Below are 14,651 nucleotides of genomic sequence, written 5' to 3' on the forward strand. Positions count from 1 at the left end.
AGAGATTTCAAGCTCAGCCGGGAGACCGCCTTGACCTCGCCCATTGCCTTGCCTGCTGTGTATTCCGACACCAACCTCGACGCCACGTTCGCCGCCCAGCGCAAGGCCTTTGCCGGCAACCCCATGCCCCCTGCGGCGCAGCGGCGGCAGTGGCTGAAAAGCCTTTGCGAAGCGCTGCTTGCAGACCAACAGCAGTTGATCAAGGCGATCGATGCCGACTTCGGCGGGCGCAGTGCCGATGAGACCTTGCTGGCCGAGTTACTACCGTCGGTGCAAGGCATCCGTCACGCCGAACGCCACCTGCGGCGCTGGATGCGCCCGGCCAAGCGGGCTGTGGGCCTGGCGTTCCAACCGGCCAGCGCGCGGGTGCTGTACCAGCCCTTGGGCGTGGTTGGCATCATCGTGCCGTGGAACTACCCGTTGTTCCTCGCCATCGGCCCACTGACCTGCGCCCTTGCCGCCGGCAACCGGGTCATGCTCAAGCTTAGCGAAGCGACCCCGGCCACTGGCCTGGCCCTTAAAGCACTGCTGCAACGGGTATTCCCCGAGGACCTGGTCAGCGTGGTCCTTGGCGAAGTCGAAGTGGGCCAGGCGTTCGCTCGCCTGCCCTTCGATCACCTGCTGTTCACCGGCGCCACCAGCATCGGCCGCCAGGTCATGCTGGCTGCCGCACAAAACCTGACGCCGGTGACTCTGGAACTGGGCGGCAAGTCTCCCGCCATCGTTTCGGCCAATGTACCGCTGGAGGTTGCCGCCGAGCGCATTGCCTTCGGCAAGACGCTCAACGCCGGCCAGACCTGCGTCGCCCCCGACTACGTGCTGGTGCCACGCGAGCGTCTGAACGATTTCGTCGATGCCTACCGCAACGTCGTAAGGCGCATGTACCCACGCATCGCCGACAACCCAGACTACAGCGCCATCATCAACCCACGGCAGCTCCAGCGCCTGGAGCATCTGCTGGATGATGCTCGCAGCAAGGGGGCGCAGGTGGTGGACCTGTACCCCGACGAACCGCGCCAAGGCCGACGCCTGCCGCCACACCTGCTGACCAAGGTGAACGACAGCATGCAGGTGATGCAGGATGAAATCTTCGGCCCGCTGCTGCCGCTGGTGCCTTATTCCACCCTCGATGACGCGCTCGCCTACATCAACCAGCGCCCGCGACCACTGGCGCTGTACTACTTCGGCTACGATCGCAGCGAACAGCAGCATGTCCTGCAGTACAGCCATTCCGGTGGCGTATGCCTGAACGACACCTTGTTGCACGTGGCGCAGGACGACCTGCCATTCGGCGGCATCGGCCCTTCAGGCATGGGCCATTACCACGGCCATGAAGGCTTCCTGACCTTCAGCAAAGCCAAGGCGGTACTGGCCAAACAACGCCTCAACGCCGCCCGGCTGATCTACCCGCCTTATGGCAAAGCCTTGCAGCGCCTGGTCTACAAGCTTTTCATCCGCTGAGGGCCAGCCTATGCAACGCCGCGACCTGCTGCGCTTGAGCCTTGGCGCCAGCGCCTTTCTGGCAAGCGCCAGCCTGATTGGCTGTAGCGCGCAAACAGCCGCGACCGGCTATCAAGCCCTGCGCGACGATGACCTGCCACTGCTGCGTGCGCTGATCCCTGTGGTACTGGCCGGTGCACAAGCCACCGAGACGCTGGTGTTGCGTAGCCTCGACCACAAGCTGGCGGCGCTGTCGCCGGAAATGCTCAAGCTGACCCGGCAATTGTTCGACGTACTCAGCCTGCCGCTGACTCGCGGCCCGCTGACCGGTATCTGGGGCAGTTGGGGGCAAGCTGACCCCCGGCAGGTCACAGCCTTCCTGCAGCGCTGGCAGGACAGCTCGCTGAACCTGCTGCGCATGGGGCACGCCTCGTTGCTGCAACTGCTGCAGATGGCCTGGTACGAACGCCCCGAATCCTGGGCCGCCTGCGGTTACCCAGGGCCACCGAAAATCTGAAAACAACAAGAGCATCGCCAATGCCTGTACCCGACCCGTTTCGCCAAGGCCTCGAACGCGGCTGGATCACCCACGACGCCTCACGCCTGGAGCACGATCTGAGCCTGGAGGCCGACATTGCCGTGATCGGCAGTGGCGCCGGTGGTGCCACCAGCGCGCAGATGCTCAGTGCTGCCGGTTTCAAGGTACTGCTGATCGAAGAAGGCCCGCTGAAGACCAGCAGCGATTTCCACCTGCTGGAGAGCGAAGCCTACGCCAGCCTGTACCAGGAAGGCCTGGGGCGCATGAGCAAGGATGGCGCCATTACCATCCTGCAGGGCCGCGCCGTGGGCGGTACCACACTGGTGAACTGGACCTCGAGCTTTCGTACCCCGCCGCAAACCCTGACGCATTGGGCTTCGGCCCACGGCGTGAGCGGCTTGGGCGAGGAGGACCTGCGCCCCTGGTTCGAGCGCATGGAGCAGGAGCTGGGCATAACGCCCTGGGCTTTGCCGCCAAATGCCAATAATGACGTACTGCGCCGTGGCTGCGAACAGCTCGGCTACCGCTGGGCGGTGATCCCGCGCAATGTGCGCGGTTGCTGGAACCTGGGCTACTGCGGCATGGGCTGCCCGGTAAACGCCAAGCAATCGATGCTGGTAACCCGTATTCCTGCCACCCTCGAGCAAGGCGGTGAGCTGCTGTACCTGGCCCGGGCCGAGCGTTTCACGCACAACGGAGCGCGCGTCCAGAGCCTGACCTGCCAGGCCCTGGACGCCCAAGGCATACAGCCCACCGGCAAGCAGGTCAGCGTGCGGGCACGCCATTACCTGCTCGCCGGGGGTGGCATCAACAGCCCAGCCCTGCTGCTGCGCTCTGCCGCGCCCGACCCGCATGGCCGCCTGGGCAAGCGCACCTTCCTGCACCTGGTCAACTTCAGCGCGGCACGCTTCAGCGAGCGTATCGACCCCTACTATGGCGCCCCGCAGTCGATCTACAGCGACCACTTCCAGTGGCAAGGCGGTGCGGACGGCCCGGTTGGCTACAAGCTGGAAGTACCGCCGCTGCACCCGGCCCTGGCCAGCACCCTGCTGGGCGGGCACGGCCACGAGAATGCCCAGCGCATGGCCGAGCTGCCGCATACCCATGTGATGCTGGCGCTGCTGCGCGACGGCTTTCACCCCGAAAGCCAAGGTGGGGCGGTGGAACTGCGCGGGGATGGCTCGCCCGTGCTCGATTACCCGGTCACCGACTACCTGCGTGACGGCTTGCGCCGGGCCTACCGCAGCATGGCGCAAGTCCAATTCGCCGCTGGCGCCATCCAGGTAACCCCCGTGCACAGCGACGCCAGTGCCGCATCCAACCTGGAGCAGGCCCTGGCCATGATCGATACGCTGCGCCTGGAGCCCTTCCGCACGCGCCTGGGCAGCGCCCATGTGATGGGAGGCTGTGCCCTCGGCGAAGACCCGCGCCAGGCGGTGTGCGACAGCCTGGGCCGTCATCACCAGCTGGAAAACCTGTCGATTCACGACGGCTCGCTGTTCCCCACCAGCATCGGTGCCAACCCACAGCTGTCGGTGTATGCCATCAGCGCCAAGCTCAGCGAAGCGCTGGTCGCCCGCCTGGCACACAGCGCATGACAACGAATACGCCCGCTGTCTATAGTGCCATCAGCCGGCCGCATGACTTGGCCGAGGCGCCGTCGCTGCGCTACCATCCGACTCCCCAACGCACTCCAGCCAGGATGACGCGATGAACCGAGTGTTGTACCCGGGTACTTTCGACCCCATTACCAAAGGCCATGGCGACCTGGTCGAGCGCGCCTCGCGCTTGTTCGACCACGTCATCATCGCGGTGGCGGCCAGCCCCAAGAAAAACCCGCTGTTCCCGCTGGAACAACGGGTGGCGCTCGCCCGTGAGGTCACCAAGCACCTGCCCAATGTCGAAGTCATCGGCTTTTCTTCCCTGTTGGCGCATTTCGCCAAGGAACAGGGCGCCAACGTCTTCCTGCGTGGCCTGCGTGCGGTGTCCGACTTCGAGTACGAGTTCCAGTTGGCGAACATGAACCGGCAACTGGCCCCCGATGTGGAGAGCCTGTTCCTGACGCCATCGGAACGTTATTCGTTCATCTCCTCGACCCTGGTCCGGGAAATTGCGGCGCTGGGCGGTGATATCACCAAGTTCGTCCACCCGGTGGTGGCCGACGCGCTGACTGAACGCTTCAAGAAGTAAGCCTGACGCCTGATTGTCGCGCCCGCGTGCACTGCGGGCGCGAATGCGGCACAATTGTGCCCATTGCGTTGAACATGCCCGGGCGAAGCGCCCCGGCCGGAGTCCCCATGTCCCTGATCATCACCGACGATTGCATCAACTGCGACGTCTGCGAACCCGAGTGCCCGAACGAGGCTATCTCCCAAGGCGAAGAGATCTACGTGATCGACCCTAACCTGTGCACCCAGTGCGTGGGCCACTACGACGAGCCGCAGTGCCAGCAGGTGTGCCCGGTCGACTGCATCCCACTGGATGAAGCGCACCCGGAAACCGAAGAACAGCTGATGGCCAAGTATCGCCGCATTACCGGCAAAGCCTGAGCCCCCTCAAGCCTGCTGGGTCCCTGTAGGAGCGGCCTTGTGTCGCGATGGGCCGCGCAGCGGCCCCGGCAATTTCTGCAGCAGAGCTGAAATTTTTGGGGGCGCTTCGCACCCCATCGCGACACAAGGCCGCTCCTACATGTAAGGCTTAGCGCTGGCAGCGCGGGCAGTACACGCTCGCCCGTTGCCCCAGCTTCACCTCGCGCAGCGCCGTGCCGCACACCTTGCACGGCTGCCCGCCCCGCCCGTAGACGAACAATTCCTGCTGGAAGTACCCCGGCTGCCCATCGCCACCGATAAAGTCGCGCAGGGTAGTACCGCCCTGCTCGATTGCCGCCGCCAGCACCCGCTTGATCTCGATCGCCAGCTTCAAATAGCGCGCGCGGGAAATCCCGCCCGCCTCCCGACGTGGGTCGATACCCGCAGCGAACAGTGCCTCGGTGGCGTAGATGTTGCCCACCCCCACCACCACCGCGTTGTCCATGATGAACGGTTTGACCGCCATCGATCGCCCGCGGGACAGCTGGAACAGGCGCTCACCGTCGAACAGGTCGGTCAGCGGCTCCGGCCCCAGGCGCAGCAGCAGTTCGTGGTTGAGCGGGTCCAGGCTCCACAACATGGCACCAAAGCGGCGCGGGTCGGTGTAGCGCAGCATCAGCCCCGACTCCAGCTCGATGTCGACGTGCTCATGCTTGGCCGCCGGCAAGCCCAACTCGACCAGACGCAGGTTGCCCGACATGCCCAGGTGGCTGATCAGCGTACCGACCTCGGCATTGATCAACAGGTACTTGGCGCGTCGTTCGACGCTGACGATACGCTGCCCTGACAGGCGCACATCGAGGTCTTCCGGAATCGGCCAGCGTAGGCGCCGGTCACGCACCACCACACGGCTGACGCGTTGGCCTTCCAGGTGCGGTGCGATACCGCGCCGGGTGGTTTCTACTTCTGGCAATTCCGGCATGTGTCAGTGCCCGCCCAGCTCGCGAATGTTCTGCTTGAGGTTTTCGAAATCGTATTCCGACAAGCCAATGTAATCGAGCACCAGTGGGCCGACTACATTCCATTCGTGGTCCACCGCCTGGTTGCCCAATACCCGGTAGGACGCGCAAATGTGCTCGGCCATCTTCAGTACCGCCAGCAGGTTCTTCAGCTGGCTCTGGGTATTGCGCGAGGTGTCGTCGCGGAACACAGCCAGGGCGTTGTGGTGGTTGGCGATGGCCCCGCTGAGGTGCTCGGGCAAACGCCAGGACTTGGCGGTGAAATAGCCAACCACCGAATGGTTGGTGTTGAACGTGCGGTTTTCGGTGTCGACCACGCGCGTTGCTTCGTCGGCCTTGGCGTATGCCTCTTCCAGCACATCCATGTAATTGGGAAAGCGCTTGAGCATCAGCGGCACGCCACAATCATGGAACAAACCAAGGGTGTAGGCCTCGTCCGCTGCCTGGATACCGGTTCGCTTGGCCAGCGTCAGGCAGGTCATCGCCACATCCTGGGCGGTGTCCCAGAAGCGGTTGAGGGTAACGATGGTTTCGTCGCACATCTCGCCCTTGATCGACTGGGCGTTGATCAGGTTGATGATCGAACGGCTACCCAGCAGGTTCACCGCGCGCTGGATCGAGCCGATCTTGTTGGACAGGCCGAAATGCGGGGAATTGACCAGTTTGAGCAAGGCGCCAGAGAGGCCCGGGTCCTGGGAAATCAGCTTGGCGATGGTTTCCAGGTCCGGGTCAGGCATGTACTGCTCGAACTGCAGGTCGACCATGATCTGCGGTTGCGGCGGGATGGTGATGCCTTGCAAGGCTTGCTGGATCTGTTCGGCGCTGAGTTCTTGGGACATACGTGCACACTCGTTTAGGACGGGGGATTCTAACCCGGCAGGCGCAGCCTTGCCGCCCTTTGTCGAGGCCTGCACCGATCGAAAGGCCAACAGGTTATACTCCCGCTCTTTTTTCCCGGAGCGACGTCATGTCCCTGCCCAGCCTTCGCCTCAAAGCCAATGCCGACCGCCGCCTGCGCGCCGGCCACCTGTGGGTCTACAGCAACGAAGTCGATGTCAGCGCGACCCCACTGCAAGGCTTTCAGGCCGGTCAGCAGGCCATTCTCGAGGCCGCCAACGGCAAGCCGCTGGGCATCGTCGCGCTGAGCCCGAACAACCTGATCTGCGCCCGCCTGCTGTCGCGCGACATCAAGCTGCCGCTGGACAAGTCGCTGCTGGTCCACCGCCTGAACGTTGCCCTGTCGCTGCGCGAGCGCCTGTTCGACCAGCCGTGCTACCGCTTGGTCTATGGCGACTCCGACCTGCTGCCGGGCCTGGTGGTCGACCGCTTCTTCGATATCCTGGTGGTGCAATTGGCCTCGGCTACCATGGAAGCGCACAAGGACGACGTGATCGCCGCCCTGGTGCAGGTGCTCAAGCCCAGCGGCATCCTGTTCAAGAACGACTCCGCCGCGCGTGACGCCGAAGGCCTGCAACGCTACGTCGAGACCGTCTACGGCGAAGTACCGGATTGGGTGCCGCTGGAAGAGAACGGCGTCAAGTTCGAAGCCCCGGTGCGCGAAGGCCAGAAAACCGGCTGGTTCTACGACCACCGCATGAACCGTGCGCGCCTGGCTCCGTACGTGAAAGGCAAGCGTGTACTCGACCTGTTCAGCTACATCGGTGGCTGGGGCGTGCAGGCCGGCGCCTTCGGCGCCAGCGAAGTGTTCTGCGTCGATGCTTCGGGGTTTGCCCTGGATGGCGTGGAGCGTAACGCCGCACTCAACGGCATCAGCGAGAAGCTGACCTGCATCGAAGGCGACGTGTTCGAAGCCCTGCGCGAGCTCAAGGCTGCCGAAGAACGCTTCGACGTGATCATTGCCGACCCACCCGCCTTCATCAAGCGCAAGAAGGACCTGAAAAACGGCGAAGCGGCCTACCGTCGCCTGAATGAACAGGCCATGCGCATGCTGAACAAGGACGGCATCCTCGTCAGCGCCTCGTGCTCGATGCACTTGCCCGAGGACGATCTGAACAACATCCTGCTGACCAGCGCCCGCCACCTGGACCGCAACCTGCAACTGCTCGAACGCGGCGGCCAGGGCCCGGACCACCCGGTGCACCCGGCCATCGCCGAAACCCGCTATATCAAGAGCATCACCTGCCGGTTGCTGCCCAACAGCTGATATCTGCTAAAAAGGGCCGCCCAGCGGCCCTTTCCTGCCGCAATCCCCCCGCCAACCATCCACATGCGCATTCCCTCGCCGCGCCAGCGGTGTAGAATCGGCCTATTCATCGCCAGTCATCCCCGGCGGGTTTATGAGCTCTGGCCAAGCACGCGGCGATCCCGCGCGGTCTTCGGCCCCATCCGTGCCAGTGGCAACCGGCCTGCGGCGCAAAGGACAAGAGAAGCTCACTCCCCTATTTGTGACCTGATTAAGCCGCCAGGAGTGTTTCATGCCTGATTATCGTTCCAAGACTTCCACCCAAGGCCGCAACATGGCCGGCGCCCGTGCCCTGTGGCGCGCCACCGGGATGAAGGACGAAGACTTCAAGAAACCGATCATCGCCATCGCCAACTCGTTCACCCAGTTCGTCCCGGGCCACGTGCACCTGAAGGACCTGGGCCAGCTGGTTGCCCGCGAAATCGAACGCGCCGGTGGCGTGGCCAAGGAATTCAACACCATCGCGGTCGATGACGGCATCGCCATGGGCCACGACGGCATGCTGTACTCGCTGCCAAGCCGCGAGATCATTGCCGACGCCGTGGAATACATGGTCAACGCCCACTGCGCCGACGCCATCGTCTGTATCTCCAACTGCGACAAGATCACCCCCGGCATGCTGATGGCCGCCCTGCGCCTGAACATCCCGGTGATCTTCGTGTCCGGTGGCCCGATGGAAGCCGGCAAGACCAAGCTGGCCAGCCACGGCCTGGACCTGGTCGATGCCATGGTGATCGCTGCCGACTCCTCGGCTTCCGATGAAAAAGTCGCCGAATACGAGCGCAGCGCCTGCCCGACCTGCGGTTCGTGCTCCGGCATGTTCACCGCCAACTCGATGAACTGCCTGACCGAAGCCCTGGGCCTGGCCCTGCCGGGCAACGGCTCGACCCTGGCCACCCACGCCGACCGCGAGCAGTTGTTCCTCACCGCCGGCCGCACCATCGTCGAGCTGTGCAAACGCTACTACGGCGAGAACGACGAGTCGGTACTGCCACGCAGCATCGCCAACTTCAAGGCGTTCGAAAACGCCATGATGCTCGACATCGCCATGGGCGGTTCGACCAACACCATCCTGCACCTGCTGGCCGCAGCCCAGGAAGGCGAAGTCGAATTCGATCTGCGTGACATCGATCGCCTGTCGCGCAAAGTGCCGCAGCTGTGCAAAGTGGCGCCGAACATCCAGAAGTATCACATGGAAGACGTGCACCGCGCCGGCGGCATCTTCAGCATCCTCGGTTCGCTGGCCCGTGGCGGCCTGCTGCACACCGACCTGCCGACCGTGCACAGCCGCAGCATGGAAGAAGCCATCGCCAAATGGGACATCACCCAGACCGATGACGAAGCCGTGCACACCTTCTTCAAGGCCGGCCCTGCCGGTATCCCGACGCAGACCGCGTTCAGCCAGTCGACCCGTTGGGAAACCCTCGACGACGACCGTGAAAACGGCTGCATCCGCAGCTTCGAGCACGCCTACTCGCAAGAGGGCGGCCTGGCCGTGCTGTACGGCAACATCGCCCTGGATGGCTGCGTGGTGAAAACCGCTGGCGTGGACGAATCGATCCACGTATTCGAAGGCAATGCCAAGATCTTCGAGAGCCAGGACAGCGCGGTGCGCGGCATCCTCGCCGACGAGGTGAAGGCGGGCGACATCGTGATCATCCGCTACGAAGGCCCAAAAGGCGGCCCGGGCATGCAGGAAATGCTGTACCCGACCTCGTACCTGAAGTCCAAAGGCCTGGGCAAGGCTTGCGCCCTGCTCACCGACGGCCGCTTCTCGGGCGGCACCTCGGGCCTGTCGATCGGCCACGCCTCGCCGGAAGCCGCTGCTGGCGGCGCCATCGGCCTGGTGCGCGACGGCGACAAGGTGTTGATCGACATCCCCAACCGTTCGATCAACCTGCTGGTCAGCGATGAAGAACTGGCCGAGCGCCGCGTCGAACAGGACAAGAAGGGCTGGAAGCCTGCGGAAGTACGCCCACGCAAGGTGACCACCGCGCTGAAGGCCTATGCCCTGCTGGCGACCAGTGCCGACAAGGGTGCTGTGCGTAACAAGGCGATGCTGGAAGGGCTCTGAAGCTCTGGCTGCATAAAAACCGGCGCCTTGAGCGCCGGTTCTTTTTATTGCTCATTGACGGTCAATGAAGCGAGGTGACGGGGTCCGTTTGAAACATTGACAGCTTTTGGAGAGCGATTCCAAGTGACTCGTCATCGAACAATTTGCTTTTTCGAGCAGCGGCACCTGCCCCTCCAGACCAACTTTTCAGATGTTCGCGAATTGCGCGAATCGTCGGCTCAACACCCTCTTCATGTAATAGCCAATCAACGGTGGCCAGTAGCTCCATACCAAACGGAGACTCGAAACCATCAATCAATTCGGCAGTGAACTCCAACGCCGGCAAATAGGCCTTGGCTTCACTGTTCAAATACGCCTGTACAAATGACTTGCGCCCCTCATCAAACCAGATCACGTCCAGAGGGCCTGCATCGCTGATCCGCTTTCCGCAGTGCAAATAGCTGCCATCCAGATTATCTAGCAGATGTTCAAGCCGGTTGGCGTAAGGACCATACTTATGAGCGACAAACTTCAACTCCAATGGGTTGGAACCTGGCGTGAACCGCTCGATTGATCGCTCCAGAAACCAGGCAAGCTTCTGGACTTCGAGCAAGCTGCACTCCATTCCCAGCACCCAGTAGCGGCGCACCAGCTCTGCGATCAAGGCTCGAGCCGGGGTTAAATTCTCAACACCACTGCGCTTGGAAACGTTCTGATAATTTGCCGTAGGCTCGAAAACGAGAATATCCGCATCCAGATCACCTAGAACACTCTCAATCTGTTCTCGTACCGCAGCCCAAGGCAACCCTCCGTTGCCAGCGCCAAGTGGCGGGACTGCAATCGATGCTACTTGGTTCTCGAGGATGAAGTTCCGCAAATCATGGAGACCATCGACGATCCAGCCAATTTGCGAAGGTGAGCGCCAATGCCGCTTGGTGGGAAAATTCACAATCCAGCGCGGACCATCCAGCTCACGCACCTCAGTAACAAACATCTTCCCGGTAACGACTTCTTTCGCTTTGCAGGCAGCAGCATACAGGCGATAGTTTTCGGCAAAACGCTCCTTGAACATCAGCGCAATGCCTTTCCCCATCACCCCTACTGTGTTGACTGTATTAACCAGCGCTTCGGCTTTTGCCTCCAGCAGGTTACCTTGCATAAAGCGAATCATCAGAAGTACCACCCAGGGCGAGCATATACGGCAAGATTCAGCTGACGTTGCTGAACCTCCTTGTCGATACGACGCTTCAAAGCTTCGTTGTAGCAGACTATTCCCAGAAGGCCAGCGACCGGGACATGTCCATGGATAAGGGCCTCAGCCTGATAGCGCTCCATTTTTCGGGGGTCATCAGGGTCACGCTTGAAGTCCCTGCGCTGCAAAACCTCCCAATCTATTTTGTCGAGCTGCGTAAGGTCGCTGTAGTAACCGGCCCAATGCGGGTAGGCATGTGCGTCCGTGAAGATAAACCGCAGACCCAGCGACTGCGCATGGTACAGGCTGGAGACAAGAATCACGATCTCTTCATTCCGCCGCTGAGAAACGCCCCACCCCGAATGGATGTTCTTCATCATCACGGAGAATGGGGTGAAGTAAAACGGCACATAATCTGCCAGCGTCCCATTGGGCTCTATGGGCACGTGGCGTTGCGCTCGCTTGCTGATCAGTGTTTGCACAAAGGATCACGATACTCTCGTCGCTCCATCATGTCCCAGTCAATCGCTCCAATCCCTGCGTCATAGTCCAGTAACTCAGGAGCACCACCGGCCAATGGATGCTTTGGTATCACCCGCCAGTTGGACTGCCGAGCGTGGCTTCGGGCCACGGCAATCAACACAAAACGCTCGCCCGGTCGGTCCTGATGCACTCTGCCATCGAAGGGGTTTTTCGCAAACCAGTGAAATGGCACAAACTGTTCCAGGGCCTCTCCCCGCCGGCCTTCGATAATTTCAGGATCAGCGATATCGGTGAAACCCGCATCCAGATGGGCTCTTGGAAGCAAGCCCCTTCGTACGATGGAAGGGACATTGTCGATACTTGTTAGGTGGTAGATGAACTGCTGATCTCGAATAGCCACTGGCAACCTCTGGCAAAAATGATATCCATATGCCATCAAACATAGTCATTGGATCCACATCTGCCAGGGCGCAGCCGGCTCAAATAAACCTAACCCTTACTGAATTTGCTCCGGCGTCACGATCACCCAGTTCTTGTCCGCCGTCACCGGCAACCCTTCCTTGGCCTGCGCCGCCGCATTCTTCGCAATCATCCCGTTCAGTTGGTCCATGTACTTGGCCTTGCGGTTTATCCACAAGTGGATGCCACCTTTGCCCACATCCACCCCGTGAAACTGCATGTAGCCATCGCTGGTCGGCGTGTCGCCGCCCACCAGCACCGGTTTCTTCCATTCATCGATATAGGTCAGGATCGCCGCCTGCTTGCCCGCCATCCAGGTGGCCGGGGTCCACAGGTAGGGCGTCAGCTCCAGGCCCTCGTTAGCCTTGGCATCGTAGTGCCCGGCGCCGATCTGCTTGCGCGCGGTGGTCAGTTGGCCGCTGACGCGGTCCTTGAGCAGCAGGCTGACGCCAATCACGTTCTGCGGTTTCACGTTGTAACCGTACTTGGGGTCCGAGGCGACCATGCGCACCAGCTCTTCGGAGGCCGCCGAAATCACGTACACCTCGATGCCGTTCTCCATCAACTTGTTGTACAGCTCGGCCTGGCCCTTGAACACCTTGGGCGGCTGCACCTCGATGGCCTTGACCTGGTCGCCTTCGTAATACGTGCTGGGGATTGGCTTGCTGGAGGCCATCAGCTCATCCACCTGCACCTTCAATTCCTTCAGGGTAAAACCGGAGAACACCTGGGCCACCCACGGGTAGCAGACCATGTCGTCGACTTCACACAGGCGGTAGTAGTAGCTGAACAGGCTTTCCTTGTGCTCGGCGGTGTCCTTGAATGGCATCAGCTTCAACGACGGGTCGAGCTTCTCGCGGCTCAGCAGGCCCTTGTTTTCCATGAACGGCAGCAAGGCTTCTTCCAGGTCATAGCGGTAACTGGTGTTGTCCATGTCGAACACCGCGTAGTTACCCTTGTTGGCATTGGCGGCGATCATGCTGTCGAGCTGCTTGGCGGCGTCGGCAGGCCAGTGCTTGAGCTCGGTGGCGAAGGTTTCGATACTGAACAGCAGGGACAGGCCGAGGGCCACGGCTTTCGGGGCGCGCTTCATGTACGAATCTCCTGAAATGACCCAGAAACGCTAGTGCAACAATCCCTAACGACAACCCTCGATAACGACCTCCAGACAGCTGCAAACGCCGTGTTCATTGCAATCCGCGACACGCCGTTATTCCATAAACGACTATGCACATTCCATTTGGGTATAAATTCGTTTGTTTTCAGGCTGTTAGCATTTCCGTTCGCAATCGCTCACAAGAGGCGATGCTTCCTTTGCTTTTTATGCTGGAGCTTCAATGAACCTGCCGCTGTCTCTTAACCTGCTGGCGTTCCTGGCCCTGTTGCTGGGCCTGGCACAAACCCGCCGCACCGACTGGAGCCTGGCCAAGAAAGTACTGCTGGGCCTGGTGCTGGGCGTAGTCTTCGGCCTCGTGTTGCACACGATCTATGGCGCGGGCCACCCCGTGCTCAAGGCCACCATCGCCTGGCTTGACCTGGTCGGCAACGGCTACGTCGGCCTGCTGCAGATGATCGTCATGCCGCTGATCTTCGCCTCGATCCTAAGCGCCGTGGCACGCCTGCACAATGCCTCTTCGCTGGGCCGCATCAGCGTGCTGAGCATCGGCACCCTGCTGCTGACCACCGCCATTGCCGCGCTGATCGGCATCGTGCTGACCAACCTGTTCAGCCTCAGCGCCGAGGGCCTGGTGGCCGGTGCCCAGGAAAGCGCACGCATGCAAGTTATCCACAGCGACTATGCCGGCAAGGTCGCCGACCTCAACATCCCGCAACTGCTGCTGTCGTTCATCCCCAGCAACCCGGTGGGTGACCTGGCGCGTGCAAAGCCGACTTCGATCATCAGCGTGGTGATCTTCGCCGTGTTCATCGGCCTGGCGGCGCTACAACTGATCAAGGACGATGCCGAGAAGGGCGAACGCGCGCTGTCGGCCATCGATACCCTGCAGGCCTGGGTGATGCGCCTGGTGCGGGTGGTGATGAAGCTGACCCCGTATGGCGTGCTGGCGTTGATGACCAAGGTGGTGGCCAGCTCCAACATGGAAGACATCCTCAAGCTGGGCAGCTTCGTGGTGGTGTCTTATCTGGGCCTGGCGCTGATGTTCGTGGTACACGGCATCATCCTCGCCGCCACTGGCGTGAGCCCACTGCGCTTCTTCCGCAAGGTGTGGCCAGTACTGACCTTCGCCTTTACCAGCCGCTCCAGCGCCGCCAGCATTCCGCTGAACATCGAAGCGCAAACCCGCCGCCTGGGTGTGCCGCAGTCGATCGCCAGCTTCAGCGCATCGTTCGGCACCACCATTGGCCAGAACGGCTGCGCCGGCCTCTATCCCGCAATGCTGGCGGTGATGGTGGCGCCAGCGGTGGGCATCGATACCTTCGACCCGCTGTGGATCGCTACTCTGGTAGCCATTGTCACGTTGAGTTCGGCTGGGGTTGCTGGCGTGGGCGGCGGTGCCACCTTCGCCGCGCTGATCGTGCTGCCGGCCATGGGCTTGCCGGTGGAACTGGTGGCATTGCTGATTTCGGTGGAGCCGCTGATCGACATGGGGCGTACGGCGTTGAACGTGAATGGTTCGATGACGGCCGGCGTGGTGACCAGCCAGCTGTTGAAAGAGACCGACAAGGATGTGCTGGCGGGCGATGAGCATGCCGAACTGAGCCATACCTGACAGTTTG

13 protein-coding genes and 1 pseudogene are annotated in these 14,651 nt (G+C 61.8%); 8 read left to right on the forward strand and 6 right to left on the reverse strand.

The genetic code is table 11. The features are described from left to right. The first annotated feature begins 30 nt into the window (after positions 1-30). From ACNQP3_RS27560 to ACNQP3_RS27580, 5 genes are all read left to right on the forward strand, one after another. Entirely contained in the window at positions 31-1,461 is a 1,431-nt protein-coding gene (locus tag ACNQP3_RS27560) for a coniferyl aldehyde dehydrogenase (protein WP_060514436.1), read from the forward strand. Between the two features lie 10 nt (positions 1,462-1,471). Beyond that, positions 1,472-1,957, forward strand: coding sequence for a hypothetical protein (locus ACNQP3_RS27565; protein WP_012274670.1), 486 nt, complete (start codon positions 1,472-1,474; stop codon positions 1,955-1,957). Positions 1,958-1,977: 20 nt separating this feature from the next. Further along, a complete protein-coding gene (locus ACNQP3_RS27570) occupies positions 1,978-3,576 on the forward strand; it encodes a GMC family oxidoreductase (protein WP_264316637.1) in 1,599 nt (532 codons plus the stop codon). A 112-nt stretch (positions 3,577-3,688) separates the two neighbouring features. After that, positions 3,689-4,168, forward strand: coding sequence for a pantetheine-phosphate adenylyltransferase (gene coaD, locus ACNQP3_RS27575; RefSeq protein WP_012274672.1), 480 nt, complete (start codon positions 3,689-3,691; stop codon positions 4,166-4,168). A gap of 107 nt (positions 4,169-4,275) precedes the next feature. Next, a complete protein-coding gene (locus ACNQP3_RS27580; RefSeq protein WP_009683359.1) occupies positions 4,276-4,527 on the forward strand; it encodes a YfhL family 4Fe-4S dicluster ferredoxin in 252 nt (83 codons plus the stop codon). Positions 4,528-4,675: 148 nt separating this feature from the next. Here ACNQP3_RS27580 and mutM read toward each other — a convergent pair whose 3' ends face one another. Both mutM and ACNQP3_RS27590 read right to left on the reverse strand, forming a co-directional pair. Next, positions 4,676-5,488, reverse strand: coding sequence for a bifunctional DNA-formamidopyrimidine glycosylase/DNA-(apurinic or apyrimidinic site) lyase (gene mutM / locus ACNQP3_RS27585; RefSeq protein WP_012274673.1), 813 nt, complete (start codon positions 5,486-5,488; stop codon positions 4,676-4,678). A 3-nt stretch (positions 5,489-5,491) separates the two neighbouring features. Further along, positions 5,492-6,310 carry an HDOD domain-containing protein gene (locus tag ACNQP3_RS27590; protein ID WP_171577246.1) on the reverse strand — a complete coding sequence of 273 codons (819 nt, stop codon included), beginning with the start codon at positions 6,308-6,310 and terminating at the stop codon, positions 5,492-5,494. Between the two features lie 182 nt (positions 6,311-6,492). Here ACNQP3_RS27590 and ACNQP3_RS27595 point away from each other — a divergent pair, with 182 nt between their 5' ends. Together ACNQP3_RS27595 and ilvD are read left to right on the forward strand one after the other, a co-directional pair. Continuing rightward, a complete protein-coding gene (locus ACNQP3_RS27595) occupies positions 6,493-7,689 on the forward strand; it encodes a class I SAM-dependent rRNA methyltransferase (protein ID WP_012274675.1) in 1,197 nt (398 codons plus the stop codon). A gap of 271 nt (positions 7,690-7,960) precedes the next feature. Next, positions 7,961-9,802 carry a dihydroxy-acid dehydratase gene (ilvD, locus tag ACNQP3_RS27600; RefSeq protein ID WP_012274676.1) on the forward strand — a complete coding sequence of 614 codons (1,842 nt, stop codon included), beginning with the start codon at positions 7,961-7,963 and terminating at the stop codon, positions 9,800-9,802. Between the two features lie 61 nt (positions 9,803-9,863). On the opposite strand, the gene ACNQP3_RS27605 is transcribed toward ilvD, so the two are convergent. The 4 genes and pseudogenes from ACNQP3_RS27605 to ACNQP3_RS27620 all read right to left on the reverse strand — a co-directional run bounded on the left by ACNQP3_RS27605 (position 9,864) and on the right by ACNQP3_RS27620 (position 13,008). Next, positions 9,864-10,952 (reverse strand): macro domain-containing protein, encoded by a 1,089-nt coding sequence (locus ACNQP3_RS27605; protein WP_060493824.1) that lies wholly within the window; start codon positions 10,950-10,952, stop codon positions 9,864-9,866. Next, positions 10,952-11,446, reverse strand: a pseudogene (locus ACNQP3_RS27610) (DUF4433 domain-containing protein); the annotation flags it as partial. The gene ACNQP3_RS27605 and the pseudogene ACNQP3_RS27610, both read right to left, overlap by 1 nt. Then, positions 11,443-11,892, reverse strand: coding sequence for a DarT ssDNA thymidine ADP-ribosyltransferase family protein (locus ACNQP3_RS27615; RefSeq protein ID WP_256217835.1), 450 nt, complete (start codon positions 11,890-11,892; stop codon positions 11,443-11,445). The pseudogene ACNQP3_RS27610 and the gene ACNQP3_RS27615, both read right to left, overlap by 4 nt. A 60-nt stretch (positions 11,893-11,952) precedes the next feature. Then, positions 11,953-13,008 (reverse strand): haloacid dehalogenase-like hydrolase, encoded by a 1,056-nt coding sequence (locus ACNQP3_RS27620; RefSeq protein ID WP_264316638.1) that lies wholly within the window; start codon positions 13,006-13,008, stop codon positions 11,953-11,955. Between the two features lie 244 nt (positions 13,009-13,252). Here ACNQP3_RS27620 and ACNQP3_RS27625 point away from each other — a divergent pair, with 244 nt between their 5' ends. Beyond that, a complete protein-coding gene (locus ACNQP3_RS27625) occupies positions 13,253-14,644 on the forward strand; it encodes an L-cystine transporter (protein WP_264316639.1) in 1,392 nt (463 codons plus the stop codon). Positions 14,645-14,651 lie beyond the last annotated feature (7 nt).

The organism is Pseudomonas sp. LFS074, assembly GCF_047978165.1.
In the GTDB taxonomy this organism is placed as follows: Bacteria; Pseudomonadota; Gammaproteobacteria; order Pseudomonadales; family Pseudomonadaceae; genus Aquipseudomonas; species Aquipseudomonas putida_P.

Excerpts from the sequence above, each read along its gene's own strand:
- ACNQP3_RS27565 (WP_012274670.1), top strand. The coding sequence starts at position 1,472 with ATGCAACGCCGCGACCTGCTGCGCTTGAGCCTTGGCGCCAGCGCCTTT.
- ACNQP3_RS27570 (WP_264316637.1), top strand. The coding sequence starts at position 1,978 with ATGCCTGTACCCGACCCGTTTCGCCAAGGCCTCGAACGCGGCTGGATC.
- coaD (WP_012274672.1), top strand. The coding sequence starts at position 3,689 with ATGAACCGAGTGTTGTACCCGGGTACTTTCGACCCCATTACCAAAGGC.
- ACNQP3_RS27580 (WP_009683359.1), top strand. The coding sequence starts at position 4,276 with ATGTCCCTGATCATCACCGACGATTGCATCAACTGCGACGTCTGCGAA.
- mutM (WP_012274673.1), bottom strand. The coding sequence starts at position 5,488 with ATGCCGGAATTGCCAGAAGTAGAAACCACCCGGCGCGGTATCGCACCG.
- ACNQP3_RS27595 (WP_012274675.1), top strand. The coding sequence starts at position 6,493 with ATGTCCCTGCCCAGCCTTCGCCTCAAAGCCAATGCCGACCGCCGCCTG.
- ilvD (WP_012274676.1), top strand. The coding sequence starts at position 7,961 with ATGCCTGATTATCGTTCCAAGACTTCCACCCAAGGCCGCAACATGGCC.
- ACNQP3_RS27605 (WP_060493824.1), bottom strand. The coding sequence starts at position 10,952 with ATGATTCGCTTTATGCAAGGTAACCTGCTGGAGGCAAAAGCCGAAGCG.
- ACNQP3_RS27615 (WP_256217835.1), bottom strand. The coding sequence starts at position 11,892 with ATGGCATATGGATATCATTTTTGCCAGAGGTTGCCAGTGGCTATTCGA.
- ACNQP3_RS27620 (WP_264316638.1), bottom strand. The coding sequence starts at position 13,008 with ATGAAGCGCGCCCCGAAAGCCGTGGCCCTCGGCCTGTCCCTGCTGTTC.
- ACNQP3_RS27625 (WP_264316639.1), top strand. The coding sequence starts at position 13,253 with ATGAACCTGCCGCTGTCTCTTAACCTGCTGGCGTTCCTGGCCCTGTTG.